We start from the raw sequence: 18,467 nt of genomic DNA, 5'->3' as shown, positions 1-18,467 counted from the left end.
CCAGGACCCGGGCCGTGACCCAGAACGGCCCCCGCCCCCGAACGGGCGGGGGCCGTCCCGCATCCCGGCCCGGCCCTCCCGGCCAGGGCACGGGCCCTACCCTGGAACGTATGAACACGAACCACGGGGCCACCGCCAGGGGCCGGGTGACAGGCCTGCCGGAGTGGGACCGCTGCGGGGTCATGGGCGTCGTCAACGTCACCCCCGACTCCTTCTCCGACGGGGGCCGCTGGTTCGACACCACCGCGGCCGTCAAGCGCGGCCTCGACCTCGTCGCACAGGGCGCCGACCTCGTCGACGTCGGCGGCGAGTCCACCCGGCCCGGCGCCTCGCGCGTCGACGCCGAGGAGGAGCTGCGCCGGGTCGTGCCCGTGGTGCGCGGACTGGCCTCCGAGGGCGTGGCCGTCTCCGTCGACACCATGCGGGCCCAGGTCGCCGCCCGGGCCGTCGAGGCCGGGGCGGTGCTGGTCAACGACGTCAGCGGCGGGCTCGCCGACCCCGGCATGATCCCGGCCGTCGCGGCCGCCGAGGTGCCGTTCGTGGTCATGCACTGGCGCGGTTTCAGCGCCGGCATGAACGGCCTGGCCGTGTACGGGGACGTGGTCGCCGAGGTCACCGCCGAGCTGCGCGAGCGGATCGACGCGGTCGTGGCCGGCGGGATCGCCCCCGAGCGGCTCGTCGTCGACCCGGGCCTCGGCTTCGCGAAGAACGCCGAACACGACCTGGCCCTGGTGGCCCACCTGCGCGAGCTGCGGGCTCTCGGCTTCCCGCTGCTGGTCGCCGCCTCGCGGAAGCGTTTCCTCGGCCGGGTCCTGGCCGGCGCCGACGGCGCGGCCCCGCCGCCCGCCCGCGAGCGGGACGCCGCCACGGCCGCCGTCTCCGCCATCGCCGCCCACCAGGGCGCCTGGGCCGTACGCGTGCACGAGGTACGGGCGACCGCGGACGCGGTTCGGGTGGCCCGTGCGGTGGAAGGGGCACTGTGATCCGTCGTACCGACAAGGAAGGGGCACGGTGAGCCGTACCGACATCGAAGCCGTCGAAGAGGTCAACACGGCCTTCTACGAGGCCATGGAGCAGGGGGACTTCGACTCACTGTCGGCGCTCTGGCTCGAGGACGAGATCTCCTGCGTGCACCCCGGCTGGCCGGTGCTGTCGGGGCGCGGCGAAGTGCTCCGCTCGTACGCCCTGATCATGTCCCACACCGAGTACATCCAGTTCTTCCTCACCGACACCAAGGTGGCCGTCATAGGCGACACCGCGCTGGTGACCTGTACCGAGAACATCCTCAGCGGCGGGCCTGCCGAGGACGGCGGCGAGCTGGGCCCGCTGGTCGGGCAGCTGGTCGTCGCCACGAATGTGTTCCGTCGCACATCCGAGGGCTGGCGGCTCTGGTCCCACCACGGTTCACCGGTCCTTACGGACTCCGAAGATGAGGACGAAGAGGACTCTGCCTGACCCCAAGGGCGGGGACGAAGGTTTATCGCAGGTAAATTCGAAGGTGGACGACGCCGACCGCACTCGGCGTAGGCCCATGGCCCCGGGGAGCCCCGGGACCGGAAGCACCTACGAAAGCAGGAGTGATTCGCGTGGATCGTGTCGCGCTGCGCGGCCTCAAGGCTCGCGGGCACCACGGCGTCTTCCCCCGGGAACGCGAAGAAGGCCAGACCTTCATCGTCGACCTGGTGCTGCACCTCGACACCCGACCCGCGGCGGCCGGTGACGACCTGGCTAAGACCGTGCACTACGGGGTAGTCGCGGAGGAAGTCGTCGACGTGGTCCAGGGAGAGCCCGTGGACCTGATCGAGACCCTCGCCGAGCGGATCGCCCAGCAGTGCCTCAAGCACGAAGCGGTGGCACAGGTGGAGGTCATCGTCCACAAGCCGGACGCGCCCATCACCGTCCCCTTCGACGACGTGACCATCACGATCACCCGGAGCCGCGCATGAACAACGGACTGAACGCCCAGAGCGACCCCACCGTCCAGCCGGTGCCCGCTTCCGTCGTCGAGACGGTCGACGCGGCGGACGTCACCCTGTCCAACCCGAAATGGGCCGTCGTCGCGCTGGGCGCGAACCTCGGCAACCGGCTGGAGACCCTCCAGGGCGCCATCGACGCCCTCGGGGACACCCCCGGCCTGCGGGTCAAGGCCGTCTCCCCCGTCTACGAGACCGAGCCGTGGGGCGTCGAGACCGGCTCGCAGCCCTCGTACCTCAACGCGGTCCTCGCGGTGAAGACCACCCTCCCGCCGTCCTCGCTCCTGGAGCGCGGGCACGCCATCGAGGAGGCCTTCGACCGCGTCCGCGAGGAGCGCTGGGGTCCCCGCACCATCGACGTCGACATCGTCGCGTACGCCGACGTGGTCTCCGACGACCCCGTCCTCACCCTCCCGCACCCGCGGGCCCACCAGCGGGCCTTCGTACTGGCCCCCTGGCACGACATCGACCCCGAGGCCCAGCTCCCGGGCCACGGCGCGGTCTCCGCGCTGTTGGCCGGAATCGGCCTGACCGGGGTCACGCCGCGCCCGGACCTGGAACTCCACCTCCCTGAGTAGTCGTTAGCCTGTTCACTGCTGACGAATCGCTCAGAAAGCGGGGAACGGGTACGTGAAGCAACTGAGGCCGGCGGTCCTGGCGGGCATCTTCGCGGTCGCCGGCGTGCTGTCCTGGGCGGGAGCCCGGCTGTGGAACGCGTACGGCACGCTGCCGGGCGTCCCGCTGGCGGCCCCGATCGTCCTCGCGGTCATCGCGGTGGTCCTCTTCGCGACGGCCCTGTCGATGCGCGGCCGGCTCAAGGCCCAGCGTGAGCGCCGCCCGGGGGCCAAGGGCGTGGAGCCGCTGATGGCGGCCCGCGCGGTGGTCTTCGGGCAGGCCAGCGCCCTGGTGGCGGCGCTGGTGGCGGGCATGTACGGCGGCGTCGGCGTCTTCCTGCTGACGGACGCCATGGAGGTGCCCGCCCGCCGCGACCAGGCCTGGTACGCGGGCGGCTCGGTCCTGGCGGGCGCGGCCGTCATCGCCGCGGCCCTCTTCCTGGAACACGTCCTGAAACTCCCCGAGGACGACGACACCCCCGAGGCCCCGGCCCGCGCCTGACTCAGCCGGCCGCGGGGGCCTTCGTACGGATCTCTCCGAGCGGGACGCAGTTCGTGTCGGACGCCGCCCCGGTCCTCGTCTCGCACAGCCGGGCCTGGGACAGGTCCGCGCCCTCCGGCACGCTCTGCCAGGCGCGCGTCCAGTAGGGGGTGTCCGCCTTCAGGTCCCCGAACTGCTTGTACGTCCCCGTGCCGAAGTCGTCCGCGCGCATCTCCTCGGCGGTGAAGTAGTTGGTCCCGTCGTCCATCCCGCCGCATCCGACCCGGCTGTCCTTGGCCTGCGCCGCCTCGCAGCCCGGATACCGCACGACCCAGTAGGCCTTCGGGTGGGGCGCCTTCAACGGCCTGCCCGGCTCCCCGGCGACCTTCAGCAGCAGCTGTACGTGGGTCAGGCCCTTCGGCGCCGGATCCTGCGGCGCGTCGGGGCTGAGCCACGCATCGGCGATCTGCACGGTATGCGGGTAGTTCCCCTGCCGTACCGAGAGCACCGGCCCCCGGGCCTCGAAGCCGGCAGCCGCCGAGGAGGCCGCAGACGGGGACGCCGAGGCCGCGTGCGGGGCAGGAGCCCCCTCGGCCGGGGCGGACCCGCCCCCTTCCGCCGGGCCTCCACAGGCGACCAGGGCAGCGCCGCAGGCCACCGCCAGGGTGCCCCTCGTCCACCGGACCGGATTCTTACGCGCGCGGGCCATCGGCCGACTCCCCCAGGACAGGGCCGCCCTCTGCGGGCGGCCCATGCTGATCATCAGGGGAACAGACTAGCGAGCGATGATCAGGCTCATCGCTTCGCTGCGGGTCGCCGGGGCGCGGAGCTGGCCGCGGACCGCCGAGGTGATGGTCTTGGCTCCCGGCTTGCGGATGCCGCGGACCGACATGCACATGTGTTCGGCCTCGATCACGACGATCGCCCCGCGGGCTTCGAGGATCTCCATGAGGGAGTCGGCTATCTGCGTAGTGAGACGTTCCTGCACCTGGGGGCGGCGAGCGTAGACGTCGACGAGACGCGCCAGCTTCGACAGACCGGTGATCTTGCCGCTGTCCGCGGGGATGTAGCCGACGTGGGCGACACCGTGGAACGGAAGCAGGTGATGCTCGCACAGAGAGACGATTTCGATGTCCTTCACCAGGACCAGCTCGTCGTGTCCCAGGTCGAAGGTCGTCGTCAGGACGTCCTCGGGCTTCTGGCGCAGGCCGGCCAGGATCTCCCGGTACGCCCGCGCCACCCGCGCCGGGGTCTCCAGGAGGCCCTCGCGGTCCGGGTCCTCGCCGACCGCGATCAGGAGCTCCCGGACGGCCGCCTCGGCGCGCTTCTCGTCGAACTCGCCGATCGTGCCCTCGCCACCGGTCAGGGTCACTGGGTCGGTCATCTCTTCCTCGTTCCTGTCTGCGCACTCGCGGGCATGTGAAAGTGCCGCGCCCCCCAGGCTAGAACCTGGGGGGCGCGGCATCCATTCCGGGACTGGTGGGGCCTCTGATCAGGCCTCCGGGCGCTCCTCCGGGGAGTGCTCCGGGTCCTTCTCGACCGACACGGCCGGCGAGCTCGCCGCCGAAGTGCCGTTCGCGGAGTTCGTCAGCTGGAGCTCCTTGGGAGAGAGCACCGGCGGACGGGTGGAGGGGGTGCGGCGGGAGGAGCCGGTCCACGCGGGGCGGGCCGGGCGCTTCACGATGGTGGAGAAGATCTCGGCGATCTGCTCCTTGTTCAGCGTTTCCTTCTCCAGCAGCGCGAGGACGAGGTTGTCGAGGACGTCGCGGTTCTCGACCAGGATCTCCCAGGCCTCGTTGTGCGCGGTCTCGATGAGCTTCTTGACCTCTTCGTCGACCAGTGCCGCGACCTCTTCCGAGTAGTCCCGCGGGTGCGACATCTCGCGGCCCAGGAACGGCTCGGTGTTGTCGCCGCCGAACTTGATCGCGCCCAGACGCTCGGTCATGCCGTACTGCGTGACCATCGCGCGGGCCGTGGCGGTGGCCTTCTCGATGTCGTTCGCCGCGCCCGTGGTCGGGTCGTGGAAGACCAGCTCCTCGGCCGCGCGCCCGCCCAGCATGTACGCCAGCTGGTCGAGCATCTCGTTGCGCGTGGTCGAGTACTTGTCCTCGTCGGGCAGGACCATGGTGTAACCCAGGGCCCGGCCGCGGGACAGGATCGTGATCTTGTGGACCGGGTCGGAGTTCGGGGAGGCCGCCGCGACCAGGGCGTGTCCGCCCTCGTGGTACGCGGTGATCTTCTTTTCCCGGTCCGACATGATCCGGGTCCGCTTCTGCGGGCCCGCCACGACACGGTCGATCGCCTCGTCCAGGGCGTGGTTGTCGATCAGCTTCCGGTCCGAGCGGGCCGTGAGCAGCGCGGCCTCGTTCAGGACGTTGGACAGATCGGCACCCGTGAAGCCGGGCGTGCGACGGGCGACGGCACCCAGGTCGACGTCCGGGGCGACCGGCTTGCCCTTCTGGTGGACCTTGAGGATCTCCAGACGGCCCTGCATGTCGGGACGGTCGACCGCGATCTGCCGGTCGAAGCGGCCCGGGCGCAGGAGCGCCGGGTCGAGGATGTCCGGACGGTTCGTGGCGGCGATCAGGATGACGCCGCCCTTCACGTCGAAGCCGTCCATCTCGACGAGCAGCTGGTTGAGGGTCTGCTCGCGCTCGTCGTGACCGCCGCCGAGGCCCGCACCGCGGTGCCGGCCGACCGCGTCGATCTCGTCGACGAAGACGATCGCCGGAGCGTTGGCCTTGGCCTGTTCGAACAGGTCGCGGACACGCGAGGCACCGACACCGACGAACATCTCGACGAAGTCGGAACCGGAGATCGAGTAGAAGGGAACACCGGCCTCGCCCGCCACGGCACGCGCGAGCAGGGTCTTGCCGGTGCCGGGCGGGCCGTAGAGCAGCACGCCCTTGGGGATCTTGGCGCCGACGGCCTGGAACTTCGCCGGCTCCTGGAGGAACTCCTTGATCTCGTGGAGCTCCTCGACGGCCTCGTCCGCGCCCGCGACATCGGCGAACGTCGTCTTCGGGGTGTCCTTGGTGATGAGCTTGGCCTTGGACTTCCCGAAGTTCATCACCCGGGAGCCGCCGCCCTGCATCTGATTCATCAGGAACAGGAAGACGACGACGATGAGGACGAAGGGCAGCAGCGAGAGCAGCACGCTGAGGAACGGGCTGGTCTTGTCCGGCGAGACGGTGTAACCGTCCGGGATCTGACCGGCCTCGAACTTGGTCTGGAGGTTCTGGGCGAGTTGGACGCCCTGGTCCCCGATGTAGTTGGCCTGGAACTTGGTGCCGTCGTTGTCGCCGAGCTTCTGGTCCTTCTTCAGCTCGATCTTGATCATCTGGCTGTCACCGGTGGTGAGCTTGGCGCTCTCCACCTGGCCACTGTTGATCGCCTTGATGACCTCGCTGGTCTCCACCGACTTGTAGCCGCCGCCGGAGCCGACGACGTTCATCAACACGACCACGGCGAGGACGGCCAGCACGATCCACATGACCGGCCCACGGAAGTATCGCTTCACGTCCATCCATACGGGGCGCTAGGCACCCCGTCCCTCCTGCCCGTAGGTAAATGCTGCTGTGAGTAAAGACTGTTCTTCGGAATGTACCCCTGTATTGTCACCCGCGGCCTCGTGGGACGGCTGACAGACCCGCCTTCCCCTGCTCCAACGGCGGGAATCGCTCCCAGGTTCCCCAGGTTTCCCTGTCGGTCGCCCGGATGCGGGGCGGGGGCCACTTCGGTGAGCGGCCGGGTTCAGCCGCCGTACACGTGCGGGGCGAGCGTGCCGACGAACGGCAGGTTGCGGTACTTCTCCGCGTAGTCGAGGCCGTAGCCGACGACGAACTCGTTCGGGATGTCGAAGCCGACCCACCGGACGTCGATCGCGACCTTCGCGGCTTCGGGCTTGCGCAGCAGCGTGACGACCTCGAGGGAGGCCGGCTCGCGGGAGCCCAGGTTCGACAGCAGCCAGGACAGCGTCAGGCCCGAGTCGATGATGTCCTCGACGATCAGGACGTGCTTGCCCTTGATGTCGGTGTCCAGGTCCTTGAGGATCCGGACCACGCCCGAGGACTGGGTCCCGGCGCCGTAGGAGGACACCGCCATCCAGTCCATGGTGAGCGGGGTGGACAAGGCGCGCGCCAGGTCCGCCATCACCATCACTGCGCCCTTGAGGACGCCGACGATGAGCAGGTCCTTGCCCGCGTACTCCGCGTCGATCTTCGCGGCCAGCTCGGCCAGCTTCGCGTCGATCTCTTCCTTGGTGATGAGCACCGACTCGAGGTCGGCGCCCATGTCCTTCTCGTCCACCCGCATCACTTTCGTTGTCGGCCGGGACTCCGGAGGGGGTGCCCCCGGAGGACTCAGCCGCGTTTCAGCACCAATCAGCCCTGCCGGATGACAAGTCTGCCACCCTGCCGCTGGGCCTCGACCCGGCCGGGCAGGTTGATGGCGCCCTGACCGCGCCATCCGGTGATGAGGCGGTCCACTTCCTCGATGTGACGGGCGAAGAGCGAGCCTGCGGGGGAGCCGGCGGCGACCACGGCCCTGCGCAGGACGCGGCGGCGGACGGCGGGGGGCAGCGCGTACAGCTTCGCGCACTCCAGCCGGCCGTCCTCGTCGCGTACGCCTGCTTCCGCGTCGGCGGCCCAGGAGTCCAGGGCGTCGGCGTCGTCCCGGGAGAGCTGTGCGGTGCGGGCGAGCGCCTCCACGACCCCCTTGCCGAGCGCCTTCTCCAGGGCGGGCAGTCCCTCGTGGCGCAGCCGGGAGCGGGTGTAGGCGGGGTCGATGTTGTGCGGGTCCTCCCAGACGGGGAGGGACTGGACCATGCAGGCCTTGCGCGCGGTCTGCCGGTCGATCTGCAGGAAGGGGCGGCGGTAGCGGTTGGTGCGGCCGGGGCCTCCGGAGACCTCGGCCATGCCGGAGAGCGAGCGGATGCCGGAGCCGCGGGCGAGGCCCAGCAGGACGGTTTCGGCTTGATCGTCCCGGGTGTGGCCGAGCAGCACGGCGGCGGCTCCCAGCCGGTCGGCGGCCTCGTCCAGGGCGCCGTAGCGGGCGTCGCGGGCGGCGGCCTCGGGTCCGCCGTCGCGGCCGACGCGCACGGCGACGGACTCCACCGGGTCGAGGCGGAGCGCGGTCATGCGGGTGACGACCTCGGCGGCGCGCAGGTCGGAGCCGGCCTGGAGTCCGTGGTCGACGGTGATGCCGCCGGCCCGGATGCCGAGCTTGGGGGCTTCGAAGGCGAGGGCGGAGGCGAGGGCCATGGAGTCGGCGCCGCCGGAGCAGGCGACGAGGACGAGCGGCGGGGTGCCTCCTGCGGCGGGCGCGGGGATGCGGCCCCGGGCGGTGCCGCGGCCGGCGGGGCGGCCGTTCGCCTTGAGTTCGGCGTCGGTCGGTTCGGTGAGGTCGGTGAGGACGTCGTGGAGTACGCGGCGGACCGCCAGGCGTATCGCCGCGACCGCAGGATGGGGACCCATGTCCGGTGCCCTTCGTGGAGTTCGGATGCCTCGGAGGCGTTGGGGTGGTGCGCAGGGGTGTCGTTCGGTGCTGCCCGGTACCCGACGGGGGATCCCCGCGAGGAGCCCCGGAGGATGCCGGTTGTCACTCAGAGTGCGTCGATGGTGACAGAACCGAGCCGTTCCCCGAGCATCGCACGCCCTTCCACGGCCCACGGTCCCTCGGACGGGTGATGCTGCTTCCCCCAACGAGACAAGTTCAAGCCCCCTGAGTCACTCCGATTCGCTCCCCTCGCTCCCCTTTCGGTGCACTCGGGCCACCCAGTCCGCGGGCTTGGCGATCTCCGCCTTGGTGGGCAGCGTGTTCGGTGAGGTCCAGACCCGGTTGAAGCCGTCCATGCCGACCTGGCCGACGACGGCCCGTACGAAGCGCTCGCCGTCACGGTACTGGCGGAGCTTGGCGTCCAGGCCCAGCAGCTTGCGCAGCGCGGCGTCGAGCCGGCCCGCACCGCTGGCCCTGCGCTGCTGGAACTTCTCCCGGATCTCGGCCACCGAGGGCACCACCTCGGGCCCGACCCCGTCCATGACGAAGTCGGCGTGTCCCTCCAGGAGGGACATGACGGCGGTGAGCCGGCTGAGCACCTCGCGCTGCTCGGGCGTCTGTACGAGCTCGACGAGCGAGCGGCCCTCCTCGCCCTGTTCGGCGTCGGGGCGGGCGCCCGCGAAGGACTGGGCGGCCTCGCGGAGCCGTTCCAGCACGTTCATCGGGTCCAGTTCGGTGGCGCCGAGAAACGTCTGGATTTCGCCCTCCAGGTGGGCGCGGAGCCACGGGACGGCCGTGAACTGCGTACGGTGCGTCTCCTCGTGCAGGCAGACCCACAGCCGGAAGTCGTGCGGGTTCACCTCCAGCTCGCGCTCCACGTGCACGATGTTCGGCGCGACGAGCAGCAGCCGGCCGCCGCCCGCGGCCGAGCCCGGCAGGTCGAGGGTGGAGGGCGCGAAGGTCTCGTACTGGCCGAGCACCCGGGAGGCCAGGAAGCTGAGCAGCATGCCCAGCTCGACGCCGGTGACCTTGCCGCCGACCGCGCCGAACACGGAGGCGCCGGGGGTGCCGGCGCGGCGGTCCTGCATCTTGCCGAGCAGCGGGCCCAGCAGCTCGCGGAAGCCGGCCACGTTGGCCTTGACCCAGCCGGCCCGGTCGACGACGAGGACGGGGGTGTCGTGGACCTCGGTGCCTTCGGGCAGCATCCGGGTGAACTCGCGCACGTGCTGTTCGGAGGTCCTGGCGTGCCGGCGCAGTTCCGCCACCACGGCCCGGGCCTCTTCGCGGCTGACCTCGGGACCCGGCCGCACCAGCCGGGTCGCGGTCGCCACCGCGAGGTTCCAGTCGACCATCTCCGCACCACCGATGCTCGTCATGCGTCAACCGTACGTGGACCCGCGCCGCGGCGGATCCCCCCGGAGGAGGCCGTCACCACTACGGGGCGGTGGCCACGGCGGCGGCCAGCTTGTCCAGCCCCTTCTCGGCGGCGGGTGCGTCGACGCTGTTCGCGGTCAGGAACGCGAAGGCGAGCAGCCGCCCGGACGGGTCGACGACGGTCCCGGCCAGGGCGTTCACCTGGCTGAGCGTGCCGGTCTTGGCCCGTACGAGGCCTGCGGCCGGGGAGCTGCCGGCGTTGCGGTTGCGCAGGGTCCCGGTGAAGCCGGCGACGGGCAGTCCGGTGAGGACCGGCCGCAGCTCGGGCCGCTGGGGGTCGGCGGCCTTGGCCAGCAGGCCGGTCAGGAGCGAGGTGCTGAGCTTGTCGGCGCGGCCCAGGCCGCTGCCGTCCGCGAAGCGGGCGCCCGCGACGTCCAGGCCGAGGGAGGCCAGCTTCGCGGAGACGGCCTTCTCGGCGCCCTCGAAGCTGGCGGGCTGTCCGGCGGCGAGGGCGGTCTGGCGGGCGAGGGCCTCGGCGATGTCGTTGTCGCTGTTGGTCAGCATCCGCTCGACGAGCCCCTGGAGCGGGGTGGACAGGGTGGTGGCCAGCGGCTGGGCTCCGGCGGGCGCCTTGGCCCGGGCGGGGTCGCCGGTGACCTTGATGCCGCGTTCCTTGAGCAGGGCGGCGAAGGCGCGGGCGGTGTCCTTGGCGGGGTCCTCGCTGCGTTCGACCGGCCCCGAGACGGACTCGTCGGGGCGGCCCTCGTCGGCCATGAGGGCGGTCAGGGGCGCGATGTTGGGGTTCTCGCCGATCGGGTGGCGGGCCGGGCCGGTGTAGAGGGAGTCGTCGTAGCCGAGGCCGACCGTGTCCGTGCCGGCGGCCTTGAGGGCCTGGGCGGTGTCGGCGGCCAGCGCGACGAGGCTGCCGCCGGAGCCGGCCGGGGCCTTCTTGCGGGCGGTGAGGGAGGGGTCGCCGCCGCCGACCAGGACGATCTGCCCGGGTCCCGCGCCGGGGGCCACGGTGGTGCGGATGCGGTGCTCGGGGCCCAGGGCGGCCAGGGCGGCCGTGGCGGTGGCGATCTTGATGGTGGACGCGGGGGTCATGGCCTCGCGCGGCCGGGACTCGAAGAGCACCTGGCCGGTGGCGGTGTCCACGACGGAGGCGGTGCGCAGGTTCCCCAGCGCGGGATCGGCCAGCAGGGGTTCCAGCGCCCCGGCCAGCCCGGGGCTGCCGGCGGGCACCTGCCGGGCGGCCTGTCCCGAGACCTGGCCGACCCCGGCCAGTACCCCGGGCGCGCTCGGCGCGGCCTGCGGGAGGCCGCCGGCCGCGTGATCTGCGCCACCCGTAAGGCTCCAGGAGGCGGCCCTGTCCCGCTCGGCCTTACGCTGGCCGGAGTCCCAAGGCCCGGCGGCGGACACCGTCGCCACCGAGAGGGCGAGGCCGGCGACGGCCGACCCCGCGATGAGCTGCCACGTTTTGACCAATGGCACCTCGGACCAGCCCCTTTCGCGATCACACATATGCGTGAGGGACACTTAACCACTGCGTCTTGCCGCGAGCATGGCACCCCACCCGGCAGGGCTGGGCGGGCCGCGCACGCAGGTGAACGACGCAGTCTCGAAGCAATGAAGCTGATCATGGAGGAGCAGGACGTGGAGTTCGACGTCACCATCGAGATCCCCAAGGGTTCGCGGAACAAGTACGAGGTGGACCACGAGACCGGCCGGATCCGTCTGGACCGTCGCCTCTTCACCTCGACCAGCTACCCGGCCGACTACGGCTTCGTCGAGAACACCCTCGGCGAGGACGGCGACCCGCTGGACGCGCTGGTCATCCTTGACGAGCCGACCTTCCCGGGCTGCCTGATCAAGTGCCGCGCCATCGGCATGTTCCGCATGACGGACGAGGCGGGCGGCGACGACAAGCTGCTGTGCGTGCCGGCCTCGGACCCGCGTGTCGAGCACCTGCGCGACATCCACCACGTCTCCGAGTTCGACCGCCTGGAGATCCAGCACTTCTTCGAGGTCTACAAGGACCTGGAGCCGGGCAAGTCCGTCGAGGGCGCGAACTGGGTCGGCCGCACCGAGGCCGAGGCCGAGATCGAGGCCTCGTACAAGCGCCTGGAGGCGCAGGGCGGCCACCACTGAGCTCCGCTCGGTGAAGGGCAGGCGGGACACCGTCCCGCCCCTGTGACACCGCGGGCGGCACCCCCTTCGCCGGGGGTGCCGCCCGCTGTCGTCTCCGGGCCGGGGTTCCGTCGGCGATCCGTCGGGAGTTCCGCCGGGAGGTCCCCTTTCGCCGTGGATCGGTGTGTTCCGCATACTGATACCCGGGCTGTCGGACTGGAGGACGTGTGGCGGAGGGCGAGGGCGCCGGGTCAGAGGACCGGAAGCCGAAATCCGACGAGGCACACAGCGCCTTCACGACGCCGCCCGGGATGGCGGCGGAGGCTCCGGAGGAGGAGCAGCCGACCTCCGAGTTCGCCGTTCCCGACGGGCTGGCGGCCGTGCCCGTGGAGCCCGAGGGGTCCGCGTTCGCCACCCCGCACACCTACAGCGCCGCGCACTCCCCGCCGGCCTACACCCCCGGCCAGGGCTTCCCGGTGTCCCGGATGAAGGAATCCCCCTGGCAGGACCGGATGCGCACGATGCTGCGCATGCCGGTGGACGTACGGCCCGTACCGGAGCCCATGCAGCGGCTGAGCGAGTCCGGGCCCGCCGTGGGCCGCGTACTGGACCTCACGCTGCGCATCGGCGAGCTGCTGCTGGCCGGCGGCGAGGGGGCCGAGGACGTCGAGGCGGCGATGTTCGCCGTGGCCCGCAGCTACGGGCTGGACCGCTGCGAGCCGACCGTCACGTTCACCATGCTGTCCGTCACCCATCAGCCCTCCCTGGTGGACGACCCGGTCTCGGCGAACCGGACCGTGCGCCGCCGCGGCACCGACTACAACCGCCTCGCGGCCGTCTTCCGCCTGGTGGACGACATCAGCGCCCCCGAGATCGAGGTCTCGCTGGAGGAGGCCTACCGGCGCCTCGCGGAGATCCGCCGCAACCGGCACCCGTACCCCGGCTGGATGCTGACGGCGGCCGCCGGGCTGCTCGCCGGGGCGGCCTCCACCCTGGTCGGCGGCGGGGTGCTCGTGTTCCTCGCCGCCGCCGTCGGGGCGGTCCTGGGCGACCGGCTGGCCTGGCTGTGCGCCGGGCGCGGGCTGCCGGAGTTCTACCAGTTCGTGGTCGCCGCGATGCCGCCCGCGGCGATAGGCGTGGCGCTGAAGCTGGCCGAGATCGACGTCAAGGCGTCCGCGGTGATCACCGGCGGGCTGTTCGCGCTGCTGCCCGGGCGGGCCCTGGTGGCGGCCGTGCAGGACGGGCTGACCGGCTACTACATCACCGCGTCGGCCCGGCTGCTGGAGGTCATGTACCTCTTCATCGGCATCATCATGGGCGTGCTGGTCGTGCTGTACATCGGCCTCCAGCTCGACGCCCAGCCCAATCCCGACGAGGTCCTCCAGATCACGCAGCGGCCGCTGATCCAGATCGCGGCTTCGATGGTGCTGGTCTTCACCTTCGCGATCCTGCTCCAGCAGGAACGTTCCACCGTGCTGATCGTGACGCTGAACGGCGCGATCGCCTGGGTGACGTACGGGGCCCTGCACTACGCGGGCCGGATCCCGCCGGTGCCGTCCACGGCCATCGCGGCCGGGATCGTCGGCCTCTTCGGGCAGCTCTTCTCGCGCTACCGCTTCGCCTCCGCGCTGCCGTACACGACCGCCGCCATCGGCCCGCTGCTGCCGGGCTCGGCGACCTACTACGGGCTGCTGCTGATCGCCGAGAACCGGCTGAACGAGGGGCTCGGCTCGCTGGTGAACGCCGCGGCGATCGCGCTGGCCATCGCGATCGGCGTGAACCTCGGGTCGGAGACCTCCAGGCTGTTCATGCGCATCCCGGGCGCCGCCAGCGCCGCCAACCGCCGCGCGGCGAAGCGCACCCGCGGCTTCTGAGCCGCCTGGCCGCCGCCTGACGCGCGTACGCCCCGTGGACCGGATCCGGTCCACGGGGCGTACGTACGGGGCTGAGCGGCGGAACTAGCGCTTCGCGTGGCGGCCGCGCTGGCCCGGGGTCTGCTGGTCGTCCACCGCGCCGGCCTCGGCCGGGGCCGCGGCGGCGGCCGCCGCCTTCTCCTTGCGGGCCTTCAGGACCTCGAAGATCACCGGGATCAGGGAGAGCAGGACGATCAGGACGAGGATCGACTCGACGTTTTCCTTGATGAACTCGATCTGGCCGAGCCAGTAGCCGGCGGCGGTGATGCCCGCGCCCCAGCCGATGCCGCCGATGACGTTGTACGTCAGGAAGGTGCGGTACTTCATCGAACCGGCGCCCGCGACCATCGGGGCGAAGGTGCGGATGATCGGCACGAAACGGGCGAGCACGATGGCCTTCGGGCCGTGCTTGTCCATGAATTCGTGCGCCTTGTCCAGGTTCTCCCGGTTGAAGAGCTTGGAGTTGGGCCGGTTGAACAGCTTCGGCCCGAAGAACTTGCCGATCATGTAACCGACCTGGTCACCGAGGATCGCGGCGGCCACGATCAGCGTGCAGACCAGCCAGAGCGGCTGCTTGATGTACTCGCCGTTCGCGACCAGCAGACCCGCCGTGAACAGCAGGGAGTCGCCGGGCAGGAAGGCGAAGAGTCCCGATTCGGCGAAGACGATGACCAGGATCCCGATCAGGCCGAAATGCGAGATCAGATAGTCCGGGGACAGCCACTGAGGGCCGAGCGCAAGCGTGTACACGAGTTCCGGGCTCTCCTGGATCGGGGGGTGTCCGCGGGGGTGCGGGGCAGGACGGGTGGTTCCAATTATGAACGCACACGGCCCCCGCCGGGTTCCAGGTCCCGGCGGGGGCCGTGCGGGGAACTTCTCCGGTCCTCGCGGCTACACCTTCCGGATCGCGTTGGCCGTGATCGCGTCCCGCAGGTGCTCGGCCAGACCGGGCCGCATGGAGTCGTAGAAGGCCTTGAAGCGCTCGTCGGCCACGTACATCTCGCCGAGGCAGGTGTGGACCTCGTACGTGCAGTCGTAGAACCACGTGCCGATGTGCCGGCGGTGCTCCTCCGCCATGTCCATCGCGCGCTCGCCGTCGGCGGCCTCGCCGGCGTCCATGAGGGCCGAGTAGCGCGCTCCCCAGTCCGCGGCCTGGTCCTGCATGAGCTTCCAGTCGTCCTTGGTGTACGTGGCCGCCCGGCGCTGCGACTCCGCGTAGCTGTCGGTGCCGCCCCAGCGCCGCTCGGCCTCCTCCGCGTACTGCTCGGGGTCCTTGTCCCCGAACACCTCGAACCTCTCCTCGGGCGTGAGGTTGATGCCCATCTTCTTCGCCTCCATGGCGTGCTCAACGGCCTTGGCCATCTGCTGGAGCCGGGCGATCCGGTCGGTCAGGAGGGCGTGCTGCCGGCGCAGGTGCTCCCTCGGGTCCGATTCCGGATCGTCCAGCAGGACCGCGACCTCTTCGAGCGGGAAGCCGAGCTCCCGGTAGAACAGGATCCGCTGCAGCCGGTCGAGGTCGGCGTCGTCGTACCGCCGGTGTCCCGCGTGGCTGCGGCCGCTCGGGGAGAGCAGCCCGATCTCGTCGTAGTGGTGCAGGGTGCGCACCGTGACTCCGGCGAATCCGGCGACCTGGCCCACTGAGTAGCCCATCGTTTCCGCTCCTCTGGTTGGGTACGCCCTTCACTGTGGGCCCTCACGCCGCGTGAGGTGCAAGCCCGGAGCGGGCCCGGGCGGCTACGCCGTCTGCCAGGTCTCCCCGTTCGCCAGGGCGACCAGCTCGAAGGCCGTCTTCCCGTCCAGGGACTCGCGCACGATGTCCGCGTGGCCCGCGTGCCGGGCGTGCTCCTCGACCAGGTGCATGAGCAGCCAGCGCATCGAGACCCGGCCCTCCTCGGGGAACCAGGGCGCCCGCGGCAGCGGGAAGGTGTCGTCCAGGCTCGGTACCTCCCGGATGAACTTCTCCAGCTCGGCGGCGACCTCGTCCCAGAAGGCCAGCAGCTCGGGGATGGAGTCCCCCTCGACCATCCGGAAGCTGTCGGCCCAGGTCTCCTGCGTGCGCTGCTTCTCGTTCGGCTGCTGCTGCGCCATCCGCAGCCAGCCCAGTTCGGTTTCCGAGACGTGCTTGAGCAGCCCGGACAGGGACAGCTCGCTCGCGCTGGGGCGGCCGGCGGCCTGCTCCTCGGTCAGGCCGAGGAGCGAGCGGCGGATGGCGCCGCGCTGGGCCTCCACGAAGGACAGGAGCGCGCCCCGCTCGTCGCCGTGAGCCTCTGCGGGAACGTGAGTGACCATGCTGACCGACCGCCTCTTGTGTCGTGCTTCCTGCTGACGAGAACCACGCTACGGAGGCTTGCGGACAGTTTCCGTCCGCAATGCCGCGGGTCTGCGGAACTCCGGCGAAGGGTCCCGGCGGTCACTGGCCGTCGGGACGGATCACCGGGACCTCCGTGCGGGGCTTCGGCAGGAGGGCCTTGGAGAGGTCCTGCCTGCCCGCGTCGTCGAGGCCGTACATCGCCTCGTAGATGTTGCGGACCGCCGGGCCCGAGGCCCCGGAGCCGGTGCCGCCCTGGGAGATCGTCATCACGATCGAGTAGTCCTCGGTGTACGAGGCGAACCACGACGTCGTCTGCTTGCCCTGGACCTCGGCGGTGCCGGTCTTCGCGTGCATCGGGATCTGCTTCTGCGGCCAGCCGCCGAAGCGCCAGGCGGCGCTGCCGTTCGTGACCACGGCGGCGAGCGCCTCGTCGATGTTGTCGCGGGTCTTCGCGTCCATCGGGAGCCGGCCCTGCTCCTTGGGCGCGATCTCCTTGACCGCGGTGCCGTCGGCGCTGACCACGGCCTTGCCGACGCTGGGCTGGTGCAGGGTGCCGCCGTTGGCGATGGCCGCGTAGACGGAGGCCATCTGGACCGGGGTGACGAGGGTGTCGCCCTGGCCGATCGAGTAGTTGATCGCGTCGCCCTCGCGGAGCTGGTTGCCCTGCCGGCAGTTCTCGTACGCGATCTTCTCGGCGAAGCTGCCGTCCTTCTTGCCGTCCCGGCACCAGGCGGCCTTGTTCGCCTCGAAGAAGTCCTTCTTCCACTGCCGGTCGGGGACCCGGCCGGGGACCTCGTTGGGCAGGTCGATGCCGGTCTGCTTGCCCAGGCCGAACTCGTGGGCCGTCTTGAAGAACCAGTCGTTCGGGTCCTTCTTCGGCTTGATGCCGCCGTCCTTCTTCCACTCCTGGTCCGCGATGCCGTAGTAGACCGTGTCGCAGGAGACTTCGAGGGCCTTGCCGATGGTGATGTCGCCGTAGCCCTGGGACTCGAAGTTGGTGAAGGTCTGGTTGCCGACCGAGTAGGAGCTGGGGCAGCCGTACCGGCCGTTGAAGGGGTATCCGGCGTTCACCGCGGCCGTCGAGGAGACCACCTTGAAGATCGATCCGGGCGCGGCCTGGCCCTGGATCGCGCGGTTCAGCAGCGGGTAGTTGGAGTCCTTCTCGGTGAGGGCCTTGTAGTCCTTGGCGGAGATCCCGCCGACCCAGGCGTTCGGGTCGTAGGTCGGGTTGGAGGCCATCGCGACGATCCGGCCGGTCTTGGCCTCCATGACCACCACGGCGCCCGAGTCGGCCTCGTAGTTGCGGTGCGTGTTCTTGTCGTACGTCTTGCGGGCCTCCAGCATGGCGCTGTTCAGCTCGCGCTCGGCCACCGCCTGCACCCGCGCGTCGATCGAGGTCACGATGTTCGCGCCGGGCTGCGGCTTCACGCTCACGCCCTCCCCGATCACCCGGCCGAGGTTGTCCACCTCGTAGCGGGTGATGCCCGCCTTGCCGCGGAGCTCCTTGTCGTACGTGCGCTCCAGGCCGGAGCGGCCGACCTGGTCGGAGCGCAGGTAGGGCGACTCCGAGCCCTTGGCCTTGGTGATCTCCTCGTCGGTGACCGGCGAGAGGTAGCCCAGCACCTGGGAGGTGTTGGCCTGGTCGGGGGCCGCGTAGCGGCGCAGGGCGGTGGGTTCGGCGGTGATGCCGGGGAACCGCTCCGCGTGCTCGCGTATCTCCAGGACCTGGTCGGTGGTCGCCTCGTCGGTGACGGGGATCGGCTGGTAGGGAGAACCGTTCCAGCAGGGCTTGGGGGTCTTGGCGTCACACAGCCGGACGCTGTCGATCACGTCCTGGGGTTCGAGGCCCAGGACCCCGGCGAGGCGGGTGAGGACGTCCTTGCCCCGGTCCTTCATCTTCGACAGGTCGGTGCGGCTGGCGGAGACCACCATGCGGGTCTCGTTGTCGGCCAGCGGGACCCCTCGGTCGTCGAGGATGGAACCGCGGACGGCGGGCTGGACCACCTGCTGGGTGTGGTTGTTCTTCGCCTCGTCCGTGTACTCCTGGCCGTTGCGTATCTGGAGGTACCAGAGCCGTCCGCCGAGGGTGAGCAGCAGCGAGAAGACCACGATCTGGATGATCACGAGGCGGTTCTGGACCCGCGGGGTCCGCCCGGTCTCCGGAATGTTGGTCAACTC

General features: G+C 70.9%; 18 protein-coding genes. 7 read left to right on the top strand and 11 right to left on the bottom strand.

Annotated features, from left to right (window positions below; translation table 11 throughout):
* The first annotated feature begins 110 nt into the window (after nt 1–110).
* The 5 genes from folP to ACZ4TG_RS07270 all read left to right on the top strand — a co-directional run bounded on the left by folP (nt 111) and on the right by ACZ4TG_RS07270 (nt 3,089).
* Nucleotides 111–983 (top strand): dihydropteroate synthase, encoded by an 873-nt coding sequence (gene folP / locus ACZ4TG_RS07290; RefSeq protein ID WP_468160337.1) that lies wholly within the window; start codon nt 111–113, stop codon nt 981–983.
* A 28-nt stretch (nt 984–1,011) separates the two neighbouring features.
* Complete coding sequence (locus ACZ4TG_RS07285) at nt 1,012–1,455, top strand: nuclear transport factor 2 family protein (RefSeq protein WP_468160336.1); 444 nt, start codon at nt 1,012–1,014, stop codon at nt 1,453–1,455.
* Nucleotides 1,456–1,586: 131 nt separating this feature from the next.
* Nucleotides 1,587–1,946, top strand: coding sequence for a dihydroneopterin aldolase (folB, locus tag ACZ4TG_RS07280; RefSeq protein WP_053678462.1), 360 nt, complete (start codon nt 1,587–1,589; stop codon nt 1,944–1,946).
* Nucleotides 1,943–2,551 (top strand): 2-amino-4-hydroxy-6-hydroxymethyldihydropteridine diphosphokinase, encoded by a 609-nt coding sequence (gene folK, locus ACZ4TG_RS07275; RefSeq protein WP_468160335.1) that lies wholly within the window; start codon nt 1,943–1,945, stop codon nt 2,549–2,551. The genes folB and folK overlap by 4 nt, the downstream gene beginning before the upstream one ends.
* A 52-nt stretch (nt 2,552–2,603) precedes the next feature.
* Nucleotides 2,604–3,089, top strand: a complete 486-nt coding sequence (locus ACZ4TG_RS07270) for a DUF3180 domain-containing protein (RefSeq protein ID WP_468160334.1) — start codon at nt 2,604–2,606, stop codon at nt 3,087–3,089.
* Between the two features lies 1 nt (nt 3,090).
* On the opposite strand, the gene ACZ4TG_RS07265 is transcribed toward ACZ4TG_RS07270, so the two are convergent.
* The 7 genes from ACZ4TG_RS07265 to dacB all read right to left on the bottom strand — a co-directional run bounded on the left by ACZ4TG_RS07265 (nt 3,091) and on the right by dacB (nt 11,429).
* Nucleotides 3,091–3,777, bottom strand: coding sequence for a hypothetical protein (locus tag ACZ4TG_RS07265; protein ID WP_468160333.1), 687 nt, complete (start codon nt 3,775–3,777; stop codon nt 3,091–3,093).
* Between the two features lie 66 nt (nt 3,778–3,843).
* Nucleotides 3,844–4,452, bottom strand: coding sequence for a GTP cyclohydrolase I FolE (gene folE / locus ACZ4TG_RS07260; protein ID WP_468160332.1), 609 nt, complete (start codon nt 4,450–4,452; stop codon nt 3,844–3,846).
* 108 nt (nt 4,453–4,560) lie between these two features.
* Nucleotides 4,561–6,594 (bottom strand): ATP-dependent zinc metalloprotease FtsH, encoded by a 2,034-nt coding sequence (gene ftsH / locus ACZ4TG_RS07255; protein WP_468160331.1) that lies wholly within the window; start codon nt 6,592–6,594, stop codon nt 4,561–4,563.
* Nucleotides 6,595–6,821: 227 nt separating this feature from the next.
* Nucleotides 6,822–7,382 (bottom strand): hypoxanthine phosphoribosyltransferase, encoded by a 561-nt coding sequence (gene hpt / locus ACZ4TG_RS07250; protein ID WP_468160330.1) that lies wholly within the window; start codon nt 7,380–7,382, stop codon nt 6,822–6,824.
* Between the two features lie 68 nt (nt 7,383–7,450).
* On the bottom strand, nt 7,451–8,542 hold the full coding sequence (gene tilS / locus ACZ4TG_RS07245) for a tRNA lysidine(34) synthetase TilS (protein ID WP_468160329.1): 1,092 nt from the start codon (nt 8,540–8,542) through the stop codon (nt 7,451–7,453).
* Nucleotides 8,543–8,794: 252 nt separating this feature from the next.
* Entirely contained in the window at nt 8,795–9,940 is a 1,146-nt protein-coding gene (locus ACZ4TG_RS07240; protein WP_468160328.1) for a zinc-dependent metalloprotease, read from the bottom strand.
* A 58-nt stretch (nt 9,941–9,998) separates the two neighbouring features.
* The gene (gene dacB, locus ACZ4TG_RS07235; protein WP_468160327.1) at nt 9,999–11,429 is read right to left on the bottom strand and encodes a D-alanyl-D-alanine carboxypeptidase/D-alanyl-D-alanine endopeptidase; all 1,431 of its coding nucleotides are present in this window, start codon (nt 11,427–11,429) and stop codon (nt 9,999–10,001) included.
* A gap of 162 nt (nt 11,430–11,591) precedes the next feature.
* On the opposite strand from dacB, the gene ACZ4TG_RS07230 reads away from it, so the two are divergent.
* Nucleotides 11,592–12,086, top strand: coding sequence for an inorganic diphosphatase (locus tag ACZ4TG_RS07230; RefSeq protein ID WP_008742522.1), 495 nt, complete (start codon nt 11,592–11,594; stop codon nt 12,084–12,086).
* A 206-nt stretch (nt 12,087–12,292) separates the two neighbouring features.
* Complete coding sequence (locus tag ACZ4TG_RS07225) at nt 12,293–13,939, top strand: threonine/serine exporter family protein (protein ID WP_468160326.1); 1,647 nt, start codon at nt 12,293–12,295, stop codon at nt 13,937–13,939.
* A gap of 84 nt (nt 13,940–14,023) precedes the next feature.
* On the opposite strand, the gene ACZ4TG_RS07220 is transcribed toward ACZ4TG_RS07225, so the two are convergent.
* The 4 genes from ACZ4TG_RS07220 to mrdA form a co-directional block, all read right to left on the bottom strand.
* Nucleotides 14,024–14,728: a DedA family protein gene (locus ACZ4TG_RS07220; protein WP_468160325.1), complete on the bottom strand. Its 705-nt coding sequence runs from the start codon at nt 14,726–14,728 to the stop codon at nt 14,024–14,026.
* A 141-nt stretch (nt 14,729–14,869) separates the two neighbouring features.
* Nucleotides 14,870–15,628: a MerR family transcriptional regulator gene (locus ACZ4TG_RS07215; RefSeq protein ID WP_468160324.1), complete on the bottom strand. Its 759-nt coding sequence runs from the start codon at nt 15,626–15,628 to the stop codon at nt 14,870–14,872.
* Between the two features lie 84 nt (nt 15,629–15,712).
* Entirely contained in the window at nt 15,713–16,267 is a 555-nt protein-coding gene (locus ACZ4TG_RS07210; RefSeq protein ID WP_468160323.1) for a DinB family protein, read from the bottom strand.
* Nucleotides 16,268–16,388: 121 nt separating this feature from the next.
* Complete coding sequence (mrdA, locus tag ACZ4TG_RS07205) at nt 16,389–18,464, bottom strand: penicillin-binding protein 2 (RefSeq protein WP_468160322.1); 2,076 nt, start codon at nt 18,462–18,464, stop codon at nt 16,389–16,391.
* Nucleotides 18,465–18,467: the final 3 nt, after the last annotated feature.

Source organism: Streptomyces sp. NPDC028314 (assembly GCF_055565795.1).
This window is presented reverse-complemented; position numbering and strand designations above follow the sequence as displayed.